Below are 20,725 nucleotides of genomic sequence, written 5' to 3' on the forward strand. Positions count from 1 at the left end.
TCTTCTGTTAACAGCATAATCAACAAACAAACAGATTCTTAATTAAGTAGTCTTAAACCAAAGCTGATCACGTTGGCATCCGGGCCACGATTGTCTTTGAACAGGTCGTTCATGTTGTATTTCACAAACAGGTCCAGGTTGCCGTAGCCTACCACCCCAGTCAGACCATACTGAAAATCACTCAGGTTATAGCTGCTTCGTATCTTTTCCTTCTGCGTCTTGCCGCCGTCTTCAAACTTGAACTTAGAGTGGGCGCCCAGGCGGTAGCCTGCAAACGGACCAACCCCGATCTTAAATCCTTCTTTTCCGTTCTGGCGCTTGAACTTCAGCATCGGCATCAGCGGTACGTTTACAGAAGAGTGCGTCAGTTTGGACTTGTCGTAGTTGATCTCCGTTTCACGTCTGAAGTAAGTCACGTCATTCACATCCTCTTCGATCACAAAGTTGCGGTCGAACATATAGTTGTTGAAAGCGAACTCCATACCGGACATCAGGTAGAAGGGGCTCTTGCGACCACCGATCTGAGAGTTGAGGTGCCAGTTGAGGCTCACGTAGCGAGACCCAAGCGGCTTCAGGTCGGGTACCTGCTGGTTGTCCGTGTTCAGAAACGTGTTCAGGCCCAGGTCCAGGTCAAAATTGTAACGGGTGGCTTTGTACTTCTTCTCTTCATTGTGGGCACGGATGCTGTCACGTTCGGCCCGGTTCGGCACGTTCACGTCGACTTTGGTGTTGCCGTCCTTTTCTTCTATCTCTACATCAATCTTGATATTCTTATTGATGCGGATCTCATGCTTTTCTTTTGTCACCTTGCCATCCTGATCAGTTTCCTGCACGGTGATGGTGACCGTTTCAGGGTTGTTGTCATCTTTGCCAAACACTACCGTCGTTTCCTGCGACTTCAGTTCCTTGTTGGCGCCGTCCATACGGTCCACCTGGTCTACATACTTATTCAGGACGCGCATCAGGGAGTCGAGGCTGTAGTTTTCGAAAGCTTTGAGCTGCTCCATGTTCTGCAGGTATAGCACCATTTTAGCGCCATTGGCCATTTTCACAACGATCGTATCCTGCTGGCCGAGTCGCTCGCCTATGGTTTGACCGCCTTTGGCAGACGCACCGGTGGCTGCAGCCATGATGATGGCTGTTACGAGAAGTAGTAACTTTTTCATGGTTTTAAAAGATTAGAGTTGAATGACTTTTGATATTTTCTGTTTTCCTATTTGCGTTTCCAGTGCAATTCTGTCGGCGTTGATACCGAGCTCCGACAGCTCCACCCGTTCCCCGTTCGAGAGGTTGCGAACCTGCTTGAAGATGTTCTTGGCCAGTTTCTGCTTCTTCTCAAAGCCACTTAGCTCTTCATCAGTTTCCACTTCCTGCACCGCGACAGCACGCTTTATTATAATTTCAACGGGTTGCGCGTTCATGTCCACCGTATTAGCTGCTAAAACAACCGGCGTTGTTTCTCCTGTGTTATCGAAGTTTGCTTTCTCGAGCGTTTCAGGTATAGAGGGCTTCTCAACCAGCGCCGCCAACTGTTGAGCAGACACCGAATTTATTGTACTGTTTTTCGGGCTGTCCTTTTTCACATCTGCTTTTGGTACTGCTTTCGCGATCGCTTGCTTCGTAACCGCTTCAGTCTGCTTGGTTACCGAGGCAGTAGTAGCGGCTGGTGTGGCAGGCTCAACCAATACTTCATCTGAAGAGGAGTTGGTGGCTGGCTGCTCAGCTACTTGTGCCAGATGCTGATGGGTATTTTCAGGTTCTTCAATAATGAACGGCTGTTCAGGTTTCAGACCGTTCACATCAGCCAGGCCGTCTCTGTCAACAGGCACGGTGCCGTTCTGCACGTTGTAGAACACGATGCCCACAGAGAGCAGCAGTGTAATAGCGGCCGCGATAGAGTAGGAGAGCCACATAAATCCGCGCGGTTTCGACTCGCCTTTGCTGGCGGCAGGCATCTCGGTTTCTATCCGGTCCTGCAGTCTGTTCCAAAGGTCGGCAGGGGGCGTGGGCGATGTGTGGCCCAAACGATCCTTGAATAGTTTGTCTATGTCTTCTGGTTTCATGATTGAACCTCCTTTTTATCAGCTGGCGACTGCTTCCTGTCCGGTTAGTCTTCTTTGCAGCATAGCACGGGCTTTGCTTAGCTGCGATTTCGAAGTGCCTTCCGTGATATTCAGCATGTCGGCTATTTCTTTGTGGGAATATCCCTCAATTGCATACAGGTTAAAAACTGCCCTGTAGCCGGCAGGTAAAGTGCGCAACAACTCCAGCAGTTCGCCTTCCGCCAGATCGTGGTCGGCTCCCATACCGCCCGCCACTTGTACGTGGTCGTCTTCGATCGACAGGTATAGCGACTCTTTTTTTCTCAAAAAACCAAGCGCTTCATTCACCATGATGCGTCTTACCCAGCCTTCGAAGCTGCCTTTGCCCTCAAACTTATCTATGTTCTGGTATACCTTCATAAATCCGTTCAACAAAGCGTCCTCCGCGTCCATCTGGTTTTTGAGGTAACGCAGGCACACACCGTACATTGGCGAGGCAAAGCGCTCGTAAAGGCATTTCTGCGCTTTACTTTCGGCCTTTTGGCAACCTGCTATTAACTCCTGTTCCGTCACGCTGGGTAAAATTTTATCAAATGATGTCGCTTATCTGGCTTTTCTGAACTGTTGTTCTGCTCTTTACCTCTTAGATGTGGATACTCGTCCGGAGGTTGCTTAAGCAAAAATAAATTTCTGATATTTTTTTGGAATAGTGGTGTTGTTGGCTATAAAATACTGGCTGTCAACCAGATTTTATTTCACTTTTCTGCCATGCATCAGCAAACGTAGGATGTGTGGCGATCCATCACACCAGCAATTTGTTTTAAGAACCATTCTGAATTGCTGTTAAAAGGGGCTTTTCTTTCGGAATACCTTATATTTGTATCAATGAAATTCGTGGCGATACTTTTTTCCCTGTTCCTGTTCTGGACGGCCTGCCTGCCGTGCACAGATAAGATCATGGACAGCCACGAGCATCATCCCAACCTGATCGATGTCGCCGATACGACTGGCGAGTCGCCCTTTCACGAAGACACTTGCCCTTTGTTTTGCAGCTGCGGCTGTTGCGCTACGTTCACGGTGGCTGTAGAGCCGGAGCATATTGTGTTTCGTATACCTGTCATTCCGCAGACCAAACCGCTCATCTACCCGGAGTTAGGCGAAATCAAGATCGCCTCCGCCTGGTGGCACCCGCCACGGCTGGCAGCCTGATCCAACTATCCGATTATAATGCAGCTTTGACTTAACCACAGGCCCGAAACGGTGCTTGCGGCGCAGCTGCATATCTATTCCATTGATTCAAAATCAAGTTTACCATGTTTAATAAGATCATCGATTTTTCGATAAATAACAAACTGGTGATCGGGCTGATGGTGCTGGCATTGATTGTTTGGGGAACCTACTCTCTGACGCAACTCCCCGTAGACGCCGTTCCCGACATCACCAACAACCAGGTGCAGGTGGTCACCTCTTCGCCTACACTAGCCGCTCAGGAAGTGGAGCGCTTTATTACCACCCCCATTGAAATGGCGCTCGCTAATGTGCCGGACGTAGTGGAGATGCGCTCCGTATCGCGCTTCGGGCTATCTGTCATCACGGTCGTGTTCAAGGACGAGGTGGACCAGTACCTGGCCAGGCAAATGATAACAGAGCGCCTGGGCGATGCGGCCAGGCAGATACCCGAGGAAATGGGCACGCCCGAACTGGCACCCGTTACAACTGGTCTTGGCGAGATATACCAGTATGTGCTGGTAACCGATCCGGAAAGCGATAAAAAATACAGCCCCACCGAACTGCGCACCATTCAGGACTGGATCGTGCGACGTCAGCTGCTGGGAACGCCCGGCGTGGCCGATGTAAGTAGCTATGGCGGCTTTCTGAAGGAGTATGAAGTGGCCGTGAACCCGGCAAGCCTCCGCAGCATGAACCTGACCGTGACCGATGTGATCGGGGCGCTGGAGCAGAACAACGAAAACACCGGCGCGGCTTACATCGAGAAAAACCAAAACGCTTTCTTCATCCGTGGCCTCGGGCTGGTTAGTTCGCTGGAGGATATCGAGCAAATCGTCGTGTCCAACCGTAACGGTATGCCTGTGCTGATCCGCGATGTAGCCAAAGTACAGTACGGCCATCCGGTGCGCTACGGTGCCCTGACGCGTAACACCGAAGGTGAAGTGGTGGGCGGTATCGTGTTGATGCTGAAAGGCGCCAGTTCATCGGAGGTGATCAAAAACGTGCAGGACAAAGTAGCCAGCATCCAGTCCTCTTTGCCGGAAGGTGTGGTGATCGAAGCGTACCTGGACCGAAGTGACTTGGTAAGCAAAGCGATCAACACGGTGGCCACGAACCTGATCGAAGGCGGCCTGATCGTGATTTTCGTGCTGGTGCTCCTGCTTGGCAACCTGCGGGCCGGACTCGTGGTGGCGTCTGTTATACCTTTGTCCATGCTTTTTGCGCTGGGCATGATGCATGTGTTTGGCGTGTCGGGCAACCTGATGAGTCTTGGCGCCATTGACTTCGGTCTGATCGTGGACGGGGCTGTGATCATCGTGGAGGGCGTGCTTCACTTTATTGTGGTCAAAAACAAAGACCTGCCACTCCGCCGCTTGACACAGCGTGAAATGGACCTGGAAGTGAAAGACGCCGCCTCCAACATCATGAACTCCGCCGCTTTCGGGATGCTCATCATCCTGATCGTATACCTGCCGATCATGGCCCTGGTAGGTATAGAAGGCAAGATGTTTAAGCCCATGGCCCAGACCGTAAGCTTTGCCATCCTGGGTGCTTTCATCCTTTCATTGACTTACGTGCCCATGGTGTCAACGCTCTTGTTGAGCAAGACCACCAAGCACAAACCGAACATTTCTGACAGACTGATGGGTTTTCTGGAGCGTCTATACCGCCCGGTTATCACGTTCGCCCTGCGCAGCAAGGCAATCGTCATCGGAGCGGCTTTAATTCTTTTTGCTTTCAGTTTATTCGTGTTCAGCCGAATGGGAGGCGAGTTTTTGCCTGATCTGGAGGAAGGCGACTTCGCCATGGACCTAAGACTGGTGCCGGGCGCCTCGCTCAGCCAGACCATCGAGACCACGACCAAAGCCAGCGAAATCCTGTTGACCCAGTTTCCGGAGGTTACTGAGGTGATCGGCAAAATAGGAACGGCCGAGATCCCAACCGACCCGATGCCAATTGAGGCGGCCGACGTGATGATCCTGCTCAAAGACAAAGACGAGTGGACCAGCGCCAGCACCCGTCAGGAACTTGCTGCCAAAATGGACGAGGCCCTGAAAGTGCTGCCGGGCGTTAACTACGGCTTCCAGCAACCGATCCAGCTGCGTTTCAACGAACTGATGACGGGTGCCCGACAGGACGTAGCCATTAAAATATTCGGGGAGGACCTGGACCAGCTTTCCGATCTGGCGGGTCAGGTTGACAAACTGATTGCTCCCGTGGAAGGTGTGCAGGATATCTACGTGGAGGAGGTGACCGGTCTGCCGCAGATTGTGGTAAGCTACAACCGGGCCCGCATGTCGCAGTACGGTCTGCAGGTGGCAGACGTGAACGCGGTGCTACGCACGGCCTTTGCCGGACAGACAGCAGGGGCCATCTACGAAGGCGACCGCCGTTTCGACCTGGTGGTGCGCATGGAAGGCGGCTCCCGCAACGACCTGAATGATATCGAAGACCTGTTTGTGTCGCTGCCGCAGGGCGGACAAATACCGCTGCAACAAGTAGCCGACATTAAGTTTGAGGAAGGACCGATGCAGATTTCGCGCGAGGATGGCCGTCGCCGCATCGTGGTAGGCTTTAACGTGCGCGAGCGCGATGTGGAGTCGATCGTGTCTGAGATCCAGGAGAAGCTGGACCGCGAACTGCCGCTTCCGGCTGGCTACTATATCACGTATGGCGGACAGTTTGAGAATCTGGTGCACGCCAAAGAGCGTCTGTCTGTAGCCGTTCCGGCCGCTCTGCTGCTCATCCTGTTGCTCTTATACTTTGCCTTTAAGTCCGTGAAGCAAAGTCTGCTCATTTTCACCGCAATACCTCTGTCAGCCATTGGCGGCATCTTTGCACTCTGGTTGCGCGATATGCCTTTCAGTATCTCGGCTGGCGTAGGCTTTATTGCCCTGTTTGGCGTGGCGGTACTGAACGGCATCGTACTGATCGGTTACTTTAACCAACTCAAGCGGGAAGGGATGACGGATGCCTACGAACGCGTGCTGCTAGGCACCAGCGTACGCCTTCGACCCGTGCTCATGACGGCTTCCGTAGCGGCGCTAGGCTTCCTACCGATGGCGCTTTCCGGTTCGGCCGGAGCAGAGGTGCAGCGCCCGCTGGCAACGGTAGTGATCGGTGGCTTGTTTACCTCCACCTTGCTGACGCTTGTGGTGCTACCAGTGCTTTACTATGTTTTCTCTTCCAATGAAAAACCAACCGAAGAGGAAGTACACCGCAAAGCAGTACCAGCACACTTCATCACGTTGTTGCTGCTTGCGGGCGGCGTATTGTTCGCCGGACAAGGTATGGCGCAATCGGTACAGGGCCCTTTGAACCTGGAGCAGAGTATCAATTATGCCCGTGAGCACAACTTGGGTCTGAAGAGCGCTGCCTACAGTGTGGAGCGCGAACAAGCGTTACGCGGCGCAGCCACCGACCTCCCGAAGACCAACCTTTCCTACAGTCGCGGGCAGATCAGCACCACCAACCAGGACGAGTACATATCCGCCTCCCAGCAATTTGCCTTCCCGACGGTATACCGCGACCAGGCCAAACTGGCAGACGCCACCATCCAACAGGCAGAGGCGCAAAAGCAGATCGTGGAGCGGGAGCTGATCCGGGATGTGAAACAGGCCTGGTACCTGCTACAATACCAGAATGAACGCATGCGCCTGCTCCAACAGCAGGATAGCCTCTACGGTCGTTTCACCAGGGCTGCCACCATTCGCTTCCAAACAGGGGAAACGGGATACCTGGAGCAGGCCACCGCCGAGACCCGCAGCTTAGGTATAAAAACAGAGCTGCAGCAGGCACAGGCAGACCAGCAAATTGCCGAGCGGCGTCTTCAACAACTCCTGCAGGCGCAGGAGCCGCTACAGTTTGCAGAAGAACGGCTAAGCAAGCGGGAACTGCTCCTGCAAGCTGATAGCTCGGCCTTAGCGGCTAATCCATACCTGGCCTTTTTACAAAGCACCACGCAGGTAGCCGAACGACAGAAGCAACTGGAGCAATCGCGTATCCTGCCGGACTTTACGGTAGGCTACTTCAACCAAACCTTTAGAGGAGAGGCTCCGCGTGACAACCCCAACAGAGTGTATGGCGCTGGCGACCGCTTCATGGGGTATGAAGTAGGTATAGCCGTTCCGCTTTGGTTCGGCGCGCAGCGATCGCGCATCAAGGCGGCCAAGATGAACGAGGAGGCGGTGAAAAGCCAGGCACGCTACCAGCAGCAATTGCTTTTGACGGAACTGCAGAATCTGGCGCAGGAACTTCAGAAGCACAGCAACACATTGGCTTTCTTTGAGCAGGGCGCCTTGCGCCAGGCAAACCAGATGAACAAGGCGGCCGAGCTCAGCTTCCAGACAGGCGACATCGACTACGTGGAGTATGTGCAGGCCCTCGACCAGGCTTACCAGCTGCGCAGCAATTACCTCAACGCGCTCCGCGACTACAATCAAACCATTATTAGTTTAGAATTCACAGCAGGAATCGAATAACATGACAGCATATAAAATCAGAATCATCACTCTTTGCGGACTTATCAGTCTGGCAGCGTGCTCCCAGCAGGCGCCTGCCGAAGAACCGGAGGCCGCCACAACGGAAGCGACCGTCAGCGCATCACCCTTTGTTGTTACCTTTTCGGAAGAGCAGCAGAAAGTAGGCAGCATTGAACTGGGATCGATCGAGAATAAGCCGCTATCGGCCCGTATCACAGCCAACGGTCAACTTCAGCTGCCACCGCAAAACATCGCCAGTATCAACCCTTTAATGGGCGGCGTGGTGCGCAGTATACCGGTCAAAGAAGGAGCGTATATTCAGAAAGGGAAAGTGCTGGCCACCATACAGAACCCGGAGCTGATCAAGCTGCAGGAAGAGTACCTGACCACCCGCAACCAGCTGCGCTTTGCGGAGCAGGACTACGAACGCCAGCGCACGCTCAGCCAGGAACAGGTGGGCTCCCGCAAGCGCTTCGAGCAGGCTGAGTCGGATGTGCAGGTACAGCGGGCCCGCCTCAAGGCACTGGCCACGCATCTGGCTGCGATGGGCGTTTCCCCGAAGAACGTGGAAGCAGGGCAGATCACCTCGTCCTTCGCCATTACTTCGCCAATCAGCGGATATGTGCGGGTCATCAACGTGAACATGGGCTCCTATGCGCAGCCGGGACAGCAAATGTTTGAGATCGTGGACAACCGTCACCTGCACCTGGAGTTAAGCGTGTTTGAGCGCGACTTCAACAAGATGAAAGAAGGGCAGAAGGTGCTGTTCACGTTGCCAAACGTGGCAGGAGAGCCCCTGGAGGCGGAGATATTTGCCTTGGGAAGGGCGTTTGAGGGAGATTCCCGCATGGTAACCGTACACGCCGATCTGGAGAATAACCAAAACACTAACCTGTTGCCGGGTATGTATGTCAATGCACAGATACTGGCTGGAAAACAGGAGCTGCCTGCACTACCGGAAGAGTCGGTGGTTCGCTATAAGGGCAAACACTACGTTTTTGTGAAAGAGGGGCCTACCACCTTCCGGATGCAGGAAGTGGAGACAGGTATAGCCGAAAATGGGTTTATGGAAGTGAAACCTTTGAAAGAGCTACCTGAAACAGCACAGGTCATCACGAAAGGTGCCTATTATGTACTGGCCGAGAAGATGAAATCCGAAGTAGCCGAAGAGTAACAGGTATAGCACTGATCTAAAAAAATACAGCGCTGGCTCCAATGAAGGGACCAGCGCTGTTATTTTTTGAAAGGATTAATTATTAATTAAACTTTCAACTTTTAGCCATGCTTTTATACGTGGCAAAGGATGTGTTTGGTTACAAATCTTTGAAAATAAATTAATTATTTTTCAAAAAGTGCCCTAGGAGGCTCTATTGGCCACTAAAATCGGTTCCAGCACCGTCCATACATTGTCTGCCAGGATGCGCTGCCCCTCTATGGTCGGGTGTATGCCATCGCCCTGGTTCAGTGCCTGCTCACCGGCCACGCCTTCCAGCAGGAAAGGTATAAGCGCCACATCTTTGTCTTTCGCCAGTCGGGTGTATACCTGTTCGAACTCTTTTGTAAAGCGCTGCCCCATGCTTGGCGGCATCTGCATACCTGCCAGAATGATCTCCGCTTCCGGGTTCTGCTCCCGTACCTTGTCGATGATCGTCCCGAGGTTATCGTAAGTCGAAGCAGGGTCTATACCTCTCAGGCCGTCATTAGCGCCGAGTTCCAGCACAAACACATCGATCGGTTGTTTCAGCAGCCAGTCGATACGGCTTTTGCCGCCTGCGGAGGTTTCGCCACTCAGGCCGGCGTTAACAGCTTTGTAAGGCAGCCCCAGCGAGTCGATGCGCTCCTGAAGCAGGGCAGGGAAGGCCTGGTCGGGCTCCAGTCCATACCCGGCGGTGAGGCTGTTCCCGAAAAACACGATGGTCTTGGTGCGCTCGTTTTTCGGGGTTTGGGCAGTGGTGGTGGTGTCGTTTTGTACCTGTTGCTCCGTTGCCACCTGCTCTGTGGTGGTTGCCTGTTCGCAGCCTGACAGGGTGAGGAAGAAAGCTAGAAAAAGGGGGATATACTTACTCTTATTATTCATGTAGCTGATTTTTTCCTAAATTTAGTTTTATCAATCTTAAAACCTATAACGACCGGTATTAGTTATTAGGTTCAGGTTAGTACCACGTATACCTATACCTGCAATGCTATACCTGTCGTTTATCTTTCTTTAAAACACAAGCTACGTGTCTACTATACTAGAAATCAAGAACCTGAAGAAAACCTACGACAGCGGCGACCGTCACCTCACCGTGCTCGAGGGTATCAACTTTACACTGCAGGCTGGTGACACCTGCGCGATCGTGGGGCCGTCCGGAAGCGGCAAAACGACCCTGTTGGGCCTTTGCGCCGGACTTGACCGGGCCAGTAGCGGTTCTGTTGTCCTCAACGGTGTGCAGCTCGACAACCTGAGCGAAGACGCCCGGGCGCAAGTTCGCAACCAGTACGTGGGCTTTATCTTCCAGAACTTTCAGCTTATACCGACGCTCACGGCTTTGGAGAACGTGATGGTGCCACTGGAACTGCGCGGGGAGCGCAATGTGCAACGTGAGGCCATGGATTTGTTGGCCCGCGTGGGACTGGCCGAGCGCCACGATCACTATCCAACGCAACTGTCAGGAGGGGAGCAACAGCGGGTGTCGCTGGCAAGGGCTTTCTCCAACCGGCCAACAATATTGTTTGCAGATGAGCCCACCGGTAACCTCGATGAGGAAACCGGCGATAAGGTGGAGAAACTCCTGTTTGAGCTGAACCGTGAGGCGGGAACCACGCTGGTGCTCGTGACCCACGACCTGGAACTGGCAGAAAAAACACAGCGCATCATCCGTATCAAGGGTGGGCATGTGGTGTCTGATACGAGAACTTCTGAGAGGGTTCATCAGCCTGAAGGCTCCAATCTCTAAGGAGATTACTGACAGCAGACTCTTGACAAAAGAACTTTTTGACAAAAGACAAAAGAGGCAAAAGTTTACAGTAAATGTAATGACAGGTTTTAGACCCCTCTCGTCCCTCGACCTTTGTCAAAAACTCCTTTGTCGAATATAAAAATTACCTCACTAAACAGCACCTATACCTTGTCTGACAACAAGCCAAATCCGGATAAACCAAAACTGAATATACCCTGGCTTCTCAAAATGGCCTGGCGCGACACACGTCGCAGCAGGGGTAGACTGTTGCTGTTCCTGTCTTCTATCGTGCTGGGTATAGCCGCCCTGGTAGCCATCAACTCGTTTCGGGACAGTCTGCAGTTAGCCATCGACGAAAAAGCCAGGACCCTGATCGGGGCTGATCTGGTGATGGGCATGAACAAAGAGCCCGACTCACTTTCGCTGGCCATCATCGACTCCGTAAGCACATTGGGCAAGCGCTCAGACGAGAACCGCATGATGTCGATGGTGTACTTTGTGAAGAGCAATGATACCCGCCTGGTACAGGTACGCGCGCTGGAAGGCGAGTTTCCTTACTTCGGAGCCATTGAGACAAATCCAGTAGAGGCCAGCCGCAGTTTTCGGGAAGACAAACGTGCCCTCGTTGATTATAACCTGATGCTGCAGTACGATGCCCAGGTAGGCGACTCGATCCGGGTTGGCGCTGTGACCTTCGCCATTGAAGGGGCCCTGCACCGCATACCGGGGCAAACGGCCATGACCGCTGCCGTTGCGCCTGTGGTATACATTCCCAGACAGTACTTGCCTGAAACCGGCCTTATTCAGCGCGGCAGCCGGGTTTCTTACTACTATTACTACGATCTGAACGAAGCCGTGCAACCGGACACACTGGGCAGTAAACTGGATCCACGATTTGAAGAACTCGGCATGTTCTACGACACGGTGGAAACACGGAAAGCGAGCATGGGTCGCTCTTACGATGAACTGGCCCGTTTCCTGGCGCTCGTAGGCTTTGTAGCCTTGCTATTGGGCTGCGTGGGCGTGGCCAGCGCCGTACACGTTTACATGCGCGACAAGCTGGCAACCATCGGCATTCTACGTTGTCTGGGTATGAGCGGCAAGCAGGCCTTTCTAGTATACCTGTTTCAGGTGATGGGCATGGGCTTGGTAGGCGGCATAGCCGGTGCGGCATTGGGCAGCGTCGTGCAACTGATTCTGCCGAAACTGTTCAAAACCTTCCTGCCTGTTAGTGTGGATGCGCATTTCTCTGTAACTGCTGCGGCACAAGGCGTGCTCATGGGTGTAGCGGTGTCGGTGCTCTTTGCGCTCTTGCCGTTGCTAAGCATCCGGCAGGTATCGCCATTGATTACACTGCGGGCCACCGTCGAACATTTAACCAATCAGAAAGACCCGCTCCGCTGGGTGGTATACGGTTTGTTGCTGGGCTTTATTGTGGTATTCTCGCGCTGGCAGATGGGCACCTGGTGGCAGGCGCTCTATTTTACAGGAGGTGTCATTGCGGCCTTCCTGGTGCTGGCCTTGCTTGCAAAAGGCCTATCCTGGACCGTCAAACGCTTCTTCCCGACGCACTGGGGCTATGTCTGGCGTCAGGGCTTGGCAAACCTCTACCGACCCAATAACCAAACCCTGTTGCTGATGGTATCGATTGGCCTGGGCACAGCGTTGATCGGTACGCTCTTCATGGTGCAGCGCACTTTGCTGAGCGAGGTGTCGCTTTCAGGCACTGAGAACCAGCCCAACCTGGTGCTCTTCGACATCCAGAACAGCCAGCGGGAACAGGTAGCTGACCTGACCAAGGCAGAAGGACTGCCGATCTTATACTTCGATCCGATCGTGACGGTTAGGCTGGAGCAGATCAATAACCTGACCCTGGCCGATGTGCGCAAGGACACGACGCTGGAGATCAAACCGCGGAACTTCACACGGGAATACCGGGTAACTTACCGCGATCACCTCAGTGATTCTGAGAAAACGGAAGCCGGTGAGTGGAGCGAAGGACAGTATAAAGCTGGTGGCAGGGTGCCTGTCTCGCTCGAAGAAGGGTATGCGGAGCGCATCAAGGTGAAAGTGGGGGACTCCCTGATTTACAATGTACAGGGAGCGACTATACCTGCGCGTGTAGCTCATCTGCGCCGCGTAGACTGGAACCGGGTGCAAACCAATTTCCAGGTGCTTTTCCCGAAAGGAGTATTGGAAGAAGCGCCACAGTTCCATGTGCTGATGACTCGCAGCGACAACGAGCAACAGGCCGCGCAATTCCAGCGCCGTATGGTGGAAACGTTTCCGAACGTATCGGCTATCGGGCTTGACCTGATCCTGCGCACCCTGGAGGAAGTTGTCAGCCAGATCTCCTTTGTGATTCAGTTCATGGCGCTCTTTAGTATTATCACGGGACTGCTGGTACTGGTGGGCTCTGTCAATGTCAGTAAATTTCAGCGGGTGCAGGAGAGTGTGCTGTTACGTACCCTGGGCGCTAACAAGAAGCAGATCCTGGGTATAACACTGATGGAGTACGCTATGCTTGGCATACTGGCCGCTGCTGTGGGTTGTGTGATAGCCTTCGGGGCTGCCTGGGCCTTGGCGGTATTCAGCTTCGAGATGGAATTTGTGCCCGTGCTCTGGCCTTTGCTGGTGATATTCGTGGTGGTTACACTTTTGACCGTGGCGGTGGGCTTGCTCAATAGCCGTGGGGTGCTGAACAGGCCGCCGTTGGAAGTGTTACGGCGGGAGGCGTAAAAACAAAAAAGGGATCTCTTGAAAGATCCCTTTTTCTAAAGTTTCCATAGACAACAAATGCCATCTGCAAACTTTGATTATATTGGTTTATACGCCCGGCTTTTTAAGAGGTTACAGCTCCCAAATAAAATTCCGAAAAAATTTAATAGGTGCTGGAAGCCAGCATCACCAACGTGCAGTGATGCATGGTCTCTATACCTGCATCCTCGGCCATTTGCTCTAATTCGCGGTTTTCGGTACCCGGGTTGAAGATGATGCGCTTCGGCTGCAGCGAAATAATGTAATCGTACCAGGTCGGCTGATTCTGTGGTCCCACGTAAAGCGTTACCGTGTCAACTCCTTCAATTTTCTGTTCTTTATCCGTGATAATGGGCTGTCCGCCAACTTCTCCTTTGCGAATCCCCACCGGCACCACTTCGTGTCCGTGTTGCTGTAGTCGGTGAATGGCCTTGTAGGCAAAGCGGGAAGGATTATCGGTAGCACCCAGTACAAGTGTCTTTTTCATGGCTCAGATATTTTGATCTCTCTATTTAACCGCTTTACGCACCGAAACGTTACAGGGCAAGCCGGTATAAACCGAATACAATACAATCGGCTATACCTGACGCAGCACTTTGGCAGCAATCTTCTCGGCGCAACGCTCCCCGTCCATGGCCGCCGACGCGATTCCACCTGCATAGCCCGCGCCTTCTGCGCAAGGGTATAGGTTTTTGATCTGCACGTGCTCCATTGTCTCACGGTCACGCGGAATGCGAACCGGGGAGGAGGTACGGCTTTCAACCCCGATGATCTGGGCATCGTTGCTCAGATAGCCGCGCATTTTGTTTCCGAAAGTTTTAAAACCTTCCCGCAAACGATAAGCCATGGCTGGTGAGAACAGTTCGTTCATATCCACTGGCGTCAGGCCAGGTTGGTAAGACGTTTCCAGCAAAGTACCACCGGTTTTCTGGCGTGTGAAGTCGAGGAGGAGTTGGGCAGGGGCTTTCTGGGTACCACCCGCCATTTCGCAGGCTTTGCGCTCCAGCGCTTCCTGCATACGCAATCCGGCAAGCGGACCGTACTTTTCGAGCTCCATATCTTCCAGTTCGATTGCTACGACTATACCTGAATTGGCAAATTTAGAATCGCGGCGGCTAGGCGACATGCCATTCACGACCACTTCGCCTGGAGCCGTAGCAGATGGCACGATAAACCCGCCCGGACACATACAGAATGAGAAAATGCCACGCTGTTTGTTATCGTATACTGTCTGGTGCACCAGGGCATAAGAAGAAGCCGGCAGCCAGCAACCGCGGTCTTCGCATTTATACTGGATGCTGTCGATCAGTTTCTGCTGATGCTCCACACGCACACCCATTGCAAAGGGCTTTGCCTCGATGGTGATGCCTTTGTGGTGCAGTAACTCAAAGATGTCGCGGGCGCTGTGGCCGGTTGCCAGAATCACAGCCTCGCCAGTATATTCCTGACCATCCTGGGTCACGACGCCTTTCATTTCGTCCTGCTCCAGGATAAAGTCAGTCACGCGCTTGTCAAACAGTACTTCACCGCCGGCGGCCTCTATGCTCTCGCGGATGGCGGAGATGATACGGGGCAGTTTATTTGTGCCAATATGTGGGTGGGCGTCGAACAGGATGTCGCGGGTGGCGCCGTGCTGCACGAAAATCTCGAGAATACGCTGCAGATCGCCCCGCTTTTTGGAGCGGGTATAGAGCTTGCCATCCGAGTAGGTACCGGCACCGCCTTCCCCGAAACAATAGTTTGAGTCTGGGTTTACTACATGGTCTTTGTTGATGGCGGCTAGGTCACGTCGTCGGGCACGGACGTCTTTTCCGCGCTCCAGCACGATTGGCTTTAGCTCCAGCTCAATGCAGCGCAAAGCGGCAAAGAGTCCGGCCGGGCCAGCGCCCACTATAATCACTTTCCTGGCGTTGCTGACATTAGGGTAGCTATACCTGGCTGAAAGGATATCGGCAGGAGGGGTGTCCAGGTATAGATCAGCCCGCACGCGGAGCAACACCTGGCGACCGCGCGCGTCAATAGAGCGCTTAATGCGGTGGATATGCTTCACATCATCCGGCTTGAGACCGGCACTTACAATAAGCTCACGCTCCAACAGTTCGTCGTTGTACGCCACTTCCGGCGACAACACGACTTCAACTTCTTTCTTATTCATTTACAGTTAGTAAGGTAGTTATCCTTAAATTCTTAATTCAATTGTTAAATTGTTAATGGTTAAATTGTTTATACTTGAATTAGAATCAAACCGGATCAGTCTCATTCAACAGCTATAGCAAAACTGGTTATGCCATCAACGCATAAAAGCTTGCTATACCTTAATCAACAACAAGTCTAAACAGCCCAAAACAACAATTTAACCATCAACAATTTAACAATATTATAAATCCCCATTCAGCACTTTTTCCACCCAGCCTTTGCCCCAATTTTCGAGTTCTTCTTCATTCCATATCTCAGGGTAAAAGATGCGCTTCTGGAACTTGGGAGGCAGGTATTTTTGCCAGTTCGTGCCTCCGGTGGCGGCGATCACTTCCGGATCGCGCTGCAGGTAGCGCACTGCCGATTTGTAATGCATCAGTGGCCAGTTGACGTTCACGTTGCTGTCCAGTTCACGCAGCTGGCGGATCAGACGCGGGTTTTGCTGCTCTTCCTCAGACAAACGCTTGTAGGCAGACCAGACGTTCATTTGCTCATACTGCCTGGCAAACTGTATCAGCTGCTGGGTATACTTTTCTTCAAACCGGATTAATGTCAGAGTTTTGGATCCTGACGAAACCTCGGTAGCGCCTTCTTTCCAATAGATGCATCCCATCATTTCTTCATGTGTGCTCTGCAAACCCAGCGCCTTGCGTTTCTCTTTATCGGTCAGGTTACGCAGTTCTGTAGAGGCAATTTCGATCATGCGGTACTGCACCGACTGGAATCCACTGGCCGGCATCAGCGCCATCCTGAACTGCAGGAACTGCTTCGGATCCATGCCGTCCACCATCACATCAAACGAGTCGATCAGGTTTTCGAAATAGCGGTTGATGCGCTTCAAGCGTTTCAGGAGTACATCACCTGTAAGCTCCTTGTCTTCACCTATTTGCCTGTACTCTTCCAGGCAGAGCTTGAAGTATAGCTCTGTGATCTGGTGATACATGATGAAAATCTTTTCATCAGGTATAGAAGTGCGCGGGTTCTGCAGACTCAACAGGGTATCCAGGTGAATATAATCCCAGTAGTTGAGGTAGTCCGTGTAGTAGAGACCTTCCAGATAGGCAGCCAGGTCCTGACCGAGCGGCACGTACTTGGCTTCCAGTCTTCTGAGCTGCTCCAGCACTTCCGGCTTAAAAGGTTGTTGCTCCATGGTATACAGATGGGGGTTGGTGAGTCGCCATTAGCCTACAAATAAACTAAAACAATCGCATAGATTCCGGCAAAAGGCAATTTTTTATCACAAGCTGTATCCAAAACATACACGCTATCTTCAAAACATAAATCAGTGGAAATAAATCCACGACTTGCAGGCAACCTTCTGTCTGTTATTAACATCCTGTGTACAGGAATTCTGTGAATCAAGCTAGTAAGGACGAAAGTTAATGGTCCTAATGCCTCTTTTGATAGAGTAAATCCGACTGTTGGTAGAAAACCAAAGAATATAACGGTGAAAAAATGTTATCATTAGCCTTATTTGTTAAATTTGGGTTTTACGATATTTACCCGCTCCATCTCCATGGCAGAAAAAAGCAGTGTTTTTGATATGATAGGTCCTATCATGATCGGGCCTTCAAGCTCCCATACCGCTGGTGTTGTGCGCATTGCGCGCGCTGCGATACGGGTATTAGGAGCTGCTCCCGAGGAGGCCATCATCACTTTCTATAATTCCTTTGCCCAAACTTACGAGGGCCACGGCTCTGACCGGGCCATCGTGGCCGGCCTGCTGGACTTCAAAACGGATGACAAGCGCATTAAGGAGGCTTTTGACCATGCCAAAGAGCGTGGCCTGAAATATACCTTCCGTTCTGTTGGCAATGCCTCTACCATGCACCCCAACACCATCAAGCTGAACCTGAAGGCAGGAGATCGCCAGGTAGAAGTGATCGGGCAGAGCCGGGGAGGTGGCGTGATCAACATTGTGGAAGTAGACGGTTTTACGGCCAGTTTCTCGGCCAACCTGCATACACTCATCATCGATGCGGATGACGTGAAGGGCAGCATTGCCTTTATTGCTACCGTGATCGCCCACGATGACTGCAACATTGCTACGATGAACGTATCGCGCAAGGGCAGAAACGAAATGGCCCGCCAGTTCATCGAAATGGACTCGGGTATTAAGCCGATCACGCTTGAGTACCTGAAGCAACTGAGCTGGGTGAAGCATGTGATCTACATTCCCAATATCGATCTTTAAGAAGAAATCACACTATGAAAAAAATGTCAAACAAAGTGCTGTTGCTGGCTCTTGGCTTAACTGTGGGCGGATTTGGTTCGGCCATGGCGCAGCAGCAGGGCGCAGGGGGCGACGGCATCTGGTCGCTGCAGGAAGCAGTTGAATATGCTAAAGCAAACAACCTGCAGGTAAAAAGAAGCCAGATAAACAAAGAGGTAACACAGACAAATCTTAGCCAATCCAGGGCTGGTCGATTACCAAGTATAAATGGAGGCTCTTCTTTCAATTTCAACTATGGTACTTACGTCGATCCAACGACATCCGAACTCCGTAGCGAACAGAGCCGCACAAATAGCTATCAGGTAAATGCTTCCTTGCCTTTGTTCATGGGCTTCCAGCAGGTCAATAGTATTAAACGGAACGAGCTGGATCTGCAGGCCGATGAACAGGACGTCCTCTCTGCTCAGAACGATATTACAATACAGATCGTAACATCGTACCTTAACATTCTATTTGCTGATGAATTAATCAAAACATCAGAGTTGCAGAGTAATGTTACAAAGCTACAGCTAGACCGCACACGTATACTTTTCAAAGCTGGAAGTCTTGCCGAGAACTCCGTTCTGGAACTGGAATCACAGTTAGCGACAGACGAGCTGAATCTGATTAATGCGCAGAACCAGCGTGATATAGCCCGCCTTAACCTGATTCAGCTACTTAACCTTGAAAGAACAGACAACTTTCAGATTGCCATACCTGAAATTCCTGAACCAGACCAGAATCCGGTGTTAGTAGATGCTGTACAGGTTTATGATGTAGCTTTACAAACACTCCCTGCCATACGAAGTGCCGAAATTCGTCTTTTAAGTGCTGAAAAGGGCGTGGAAGTAGCTAGGGGAGCCTATTATCCAAGGTTGTCGCTTAATGGAGGATTGAATACGTTCTACTCCAGTGCAAGGGACTTTCGCTTTGCAGAGCAAGGCAAATTGCAGGCTACCCCATTGGGCTTTACTGACATAGAAGGAACCAATCCTTTTATAATATACACTCCAACCACTACCTTCAGAAGGGAAACTTATTCATTTATGGATCAACTTAAAGATGGTGTAGGCAAGAACTTTGGCTTTTCATTGCAGATACCTATCCTGAATGGATTGCAGATACGCAACAGCGTACAACGAGCCAAACTTTCGCAAATGAATGCAAAGCTAAATGCTGATTTAGCCCGCAATAACTTGCGACAGACCATTGAGCAGGCTTATGTTGATGCAATTGCAGCTCAAAGACGCTACATCGCCGCCAAAGGACAAATCACAGCTGCTGAAAAAAACTATCGTAATGCAGAGCTTAGGCTCAATAGTGGCGTCATCAACACGGTGGATTTCAACGTGATAGCGAACACCTATCGTTCTGCCCAATCTAGCTTGATACAAGCTAAATACGAATATACCTTTAAACTAAAAGTTCTGGACTTCTACCAGGGCAAAGACCTCTCTTTCTAATATAAAATTATGGCTGCAAAAAAATCGAATAAGCTTATCTATACCCTGATAGGCGGACTGGTTCTGATTCTTGTACTGGCTCTTGTAGCTAAAAAGGCAGGTTGGATCGGTAAAGAAGAAGGAACGGAGGTCGTGCTGGCAGATGTCAAGCGCACCGAAATCGTTGAAAAAGTAAGCGCCTCAGGCAAAGTGCAACCTGAGACAGAAGTAAAGATCAGCCCCGACGTATCGGGCGAGATCATCGAGCTGACCGTGCAGGAAGGCGACTCCGTAGTAAAAGGGCAGTTGCTGGTGCGTATACGCCCTGATAACTACAAATCGCTGGTAGATATGCAGACGGCTGGTGTAAACCAGGCCCGTGCTAACCTGTCACAGTCGAAAGCGCGCCTGGCACAATCACGTGCTAATTTTGCGCAGGTAGAGCAGAACTACAACCGTAATAAAAGCTTGTTTGACCAGAAAGTAATCTCCGAGGCCGAGTATCAGCAGATCAAAGCGCAGTACGAAGCCGGTAAGCAAGAGATAGAGTCGCTGGCGCAGAGCGTTCGTGCCGCTGAGTTTGGTATACAGAATGCGCAGGCCTCTTTGAACGATGCCCGCGAGAACCTGAACAAAACAACCATCTACGCGCCGGTAAGTGGCACCGTGTCAAAACTTAATGTGGAGAGAGGAGAACGCGTGGTGGGTACCTCCCAAATGGCTGGCACCGAAATCATGCGCATCGCCAACCTCAACAACATGGAAGTGCGCGTGAACGTGAACGAGAACGACATCATCCGGGTAGGTATGGGTGACTCCGTAATTGTGGAAGTAGACTCATATACCAGCCGCGACGAGAAGTTCAAAGGCATCGTAACCTCGATTGCCAACACGGCGAAAGACGCCGCTTCGCTAGAGGCTGTGACCGAGTTTGAGGTGCGCATCCGCTTGCTGAACGACTCTTACAGCCACCTGGCAGACAAGAACGCCCGTCCTTTCCGTCCGGGTATGACCGCTTCGGTTGACATCATCACAGAACGCAAAAATAATGTTTTATCTGTACCTTTGTCGGCAGTGACAACTCGTTCTAACAAGCCAGCCAAGGTAGAGGGCGAAAACGGTGACGAAAAGGATGTCGATAAAAATGCAGAAGCAGCTCCTGCAGCTCCTGCCGGCCCGATCGAAGAAGTAGTATTTGTGCATGATGCCAACAACACGGTTAAATCTGTGAAAGTGAAAACCGGCATCAGCGACTTCGATAACATCGAAATTCTGAGCGGCCTGAAAGAAGGACAAAAGGTAGTTTCCGGTCCTTTCAGAGCTGTGTCGAAAACCCTGAAAGACGGTGCCAAAGTGGCCGTGAAAGACGAGAAGTCACTAAACAAATCAGTTTTGGCTGATGCGAATGGTGAAGAAAAATAAA

General features: G+C 51.6%; 15 protein-coding genes. 8 read left to right on the plus strand and 7 right to left on the minus strand.

The features are described from left to right. Positions 1-38: 38 nt before the first annotated feature. Genes IEV97_RS00240 through IEV97_RS00250 form a run of 3 tightly spaced genes read right to left on the minus strand, consistent with a single transcriptional unit; the run spans position 39 to position 2,615 of the window. Positions 39-1,166 carry an outer membrane beta-barrel protein gene (locus IEV97_RS00240; protein WP_188499514.1) on the minus strand — a complete coding sequence of 376 codons (1,128 nt, stop codon included), beginning with the start codon at positions 1,164-1,166 and terminating at the stop codon, positions 39-41. Between the two features lie 12 nt (positions 1,167-1,178). After that, complete coding sequence (locus tag IEV97_RS00245; RefSeq protein WP_188499515.1) at positions 1,179-2,063, minus strand: ribonuclease E domain-containing protein; 885 nt, start codon at positions 2,061-2,063, stop codon at positions 1,179-1,181. 18 nt (positions 2,064-2,081) lie between these two features. After that, positions 2,082-2,615 (minus strand): RNA polymerase sigma factor, encoded by a 534-nt coding sequence (locus tag IEV97_RS00250; protein ID WP_188499516.1) that lies wholly within the window; start codon positions 2,613-2,615, stop codon positions 2,082-2,084. 321 nt (positions 2,616-2,936) lie between these two features. Here IEV97_RS00250 and IEV97_RS00255 point away from each other — a divergent pair, with 321 nt between their 5' ends. The 3 genes from IEV97_RS00255 to IEV97_RS00265 all read left to right on the plus strand — a co-directional run bounded on the left by IEV97_RS00255 (position 2,937) and on the right by IEV97_RS00265 (position 8,927). Further along, a complete protein-coding gene (locus IEV97_RS00255) occupies positions 2,937-3,251 on the plus strand; it encodes a DUF6660 family protein (RefSeq protein WP_188499517.1) in 315 nt (104 codons plus the stop codon). 104 nt (positions 3,252-3,355) lie between these two features. Further along, positions 3,356-7,753, plus strand: a complete 4,398-nt coding sequence (locus tag IEV97_RS00260) for a CusA/CzcA family heavy metal efflux RND transporter (RefSeq protein WP_188499518.1) — start codon at positions 3,356-3,358, stop codon at positions 7,751-7,753. A 1-nt stretch (position 7,754) separates the two neighbouring features. Continuing rightward, positions 7,755-8,927: an efflux RND transporter periplasmic adaptor subunit gene (locus IEV97_RS00265; RefSeq protein ID WP_188499519.1), complete on the plus strand. Its 1,173-nt coding sequence runs from the start codon at positions 7,755-7,757 to the stop codon at positions 8,925-8,927. A 183-nt stretch (positions 8,928-9,110) separates the two neighbouring features. Here the strand turns inward: IEV97_RS00265 and IEV97_RS00270 are convergent, their stop codons facing one another. Next, entirely contained in the window at positions 9,111-9,830 is a 720-nt protein-coding gene (locus IEV97_RS00270) for an arylesterase (RefSeq protein ID WP_188499520.1), read from the minus strand. A 145-nt stretch (positions 9,831-9,975) separates the two neighbouring features. Here IEV97_RS00270 and IEV97_RS00275 point away from each other — a divergent pair, with 145 nt between their 5' ends. Further along, on the plus strand, positions 9,976-10,692 hold the full coding sequence (locus IEV97_RS00275) for an ABC transporter ATP-binding protein (protein ID WP_188499521.1): 717 nt from the start codon (positions 9,976-9,978) through the stop codon (positions 10,690-10,692). Between the two features lie 231 nt (positions 10,693-10,923). Continuing rightward, entirely contained in the window at positions 10,924-13,434 is a 2,511-nt protein-coding gene (locus IEV97_RS00280; protein WP_229733798.1) for an ABC transporter permease, read from the plus strand. 142 nt (positions 13,435-13,576) lie between these two features. On the opposite strand, the gene IEV97_RS00285 is transcribed toward IEV97_RS00280, so the two are convergent. From IEV97_RS00285 to IEV97_RS00295, 3 genes are all read right to left on the minus strand, one after another. Next, positions 13,577-13,939, minus strand: coding sequence for a CoA-binding protein (locus IEV97_RS00285; RefSeq protein WP_188499522.1), 363 nt, complete (start codon positions 13,937-13,939; stop codon positions 13,577-13,579). 90 nt (positions 13,940-14,029) lie between these two features. Continuing rightward, the gene (locus IEV97_RS00290) at positions 14,030-15,607 is read right to left on the minus strand and encodes an NAD(P)/FAD-dependent oxidoreductase (protein ID WP_188499523.1); all 1,578 of its coding nucleotides are present in this window, start codon (positions 15,605-15,607) and stop codon (positions 14,030-14,032) included. Positions 15,608-15,829: 222 nt separating this feature from the next. Then, positions 15,830-16,798, minus strand: coding sequence for a tryptophan 2,3-dioxygenase family protein (locus IEV97_RS00295; RefSeq protein WP_188499524.1), 969 nt, complete (start codon positions 16,796-16,798; stop codon positions 15,830-15,832). Positions 16,799-17,164: 366 nt separating this feature from the next. Here IEV97_RS00295 and sdaAB point away from each other — a divergent pair, with 366 nt between their 5' ends. From sdaAB to IEV97_RS00310, 3 genes are read left to right on the plus strand one after another with little or no spacing between them, the layout of a single operon-like run. Continuing rightward, entirely contained in the window at positions 17,165-17,842 is a 678-nt protein-coding gene (gene sdaAB / locus IEV97_RS00300; protein WP_188499525.1) for an L-serine ammonia-lyase, iron-sulfur-dependent subunit beta, read from the plus strand. A gap of 14 nt (positions 17,843-17,856) precedes the next feature. Then, on the plus strand, positions 17,857-19,323 hold the full coding sequence (locus IEV97_RS00305; protein ID WP_188499526.1) for a TolC family protein: 1,467 nt from the start codon (positions 17,857-17,859) through the stop codon (positions 19,321-19,323). 9 nt (positions 19,324-19,332) lie between these two features. Next, positions 19,333-20,724, plus strand: coding sequence for an efflux RND transporter periplasmic adaptor subunit (locus tag IEV97_RS00310; RefSeq protein WP_188499527.1), 1,392 nt, complete (start codon positions 19,333-19,335; stop codon positions 20,722-20,724). Position 20,725: the final 1 nt, after the last annotated feature.

Source organism: Pontibacter amylolyticus (assembly GCF_014638845.1).
GTDB classification, from domain to species: Bacteria; Bacteroidota; Bacteroidia; order Cytophagales; family Hymenobacteraceae; genus Pontibacter; species Pontibacter amylolyticus.

What these genes read in the sequence shown, in the direction of transcription:
- IEV97_RS00270 (WP_188499520.1), bottom strand. Translation starts at nt 9,830, where the DNA reads ATGAATAATAAGAGTAAGTATATCCCCCTTTTTCTAGCTTTCTTCCTC.
- sdaAB (WP_188499525.1), top strand. Translation starts at nt 17,165, where the DNA reads ATGGCAGAAAAAAGCAGTGTTTTTGATATGATAGGTCCTATCATGATC.
- IEV97_RS00265 (WP_188499519.1), top strand. Translation starts at nt 7,755, where the DNA reads ATGACAGCATATAAAATCAGAATCATCACTCTTTGCGGACTTATCAGT.
- IEV97_RS00285 (WP_188499522.1), bottom strand. Translation starts at nt 13,939, where the DNA reads ATGAAAAAGACACTTGTACTGGGTGCTACCGATAATCCTTCCCGCTTT.
- IEV97_RS00240 (WP_188499514.1), bottom strand. Translation starts at nt 1,166, where the DNA reads ATGAAAAAGTTACTACTTCTCGTAACAGCCATCATCATGGCTGCAGCC.
- IEV97_RS00295 (WP_188499524.1), bottom strand. Translation starts at nt 16,798, where the DNA reads ATGGAGCAACAACCTTTTAAGCCGGAAGTGCTGGAGCAGCTCAGAAGA.
- IEV97_RS00290 (WP_188499523.1), bottom strand. Translation starts at nt 15,607, where the DNA reads ATGAATAAGAAAGAAGTTGAAGTCGTGTTGTCGCCGGAAGTGGCGTAC.
- IEV97_RS00305 (WP_188499526.1), top strand. Translation starts at nt 17,857, where the DNA reads ATGAAAAAAATGTCAAACAAAGTGCTGTTGCTGGCTCTTGGCTTAACT.
- IEV97_RS00245 (WP_188499515.1), bottom strand. Translation starts at nt 2,063, where the DNA reads ATGAAACCAGAAGACATAGACAAACTATTCAAGGATCGTTTGGGCCAC.
- IEV97_RS00260 (WP_188499518.1), top strand. Translation starts at nt 3,356, where the DNA reads ATGTTTAATAAGATCATCGATTTTTCGATAAATAACAAACTGGTGATC.
- IEV97_RS00310 (WP_188499527.1), top strand. Translation starts at nt 19,333, where the DNA reads ATGGCTGCAAAAAAATCGAATAAGCTTATCTATACCCTGATAGGCGGA.
- IEV97_RS00280 (WP_229733798.1), top strand. Translation starts at nt 10,924, where the DNA reads ATGGCCTGGCGCGACACACGTCGCAGCAGGGGTAGACTGTTGCTGTTC.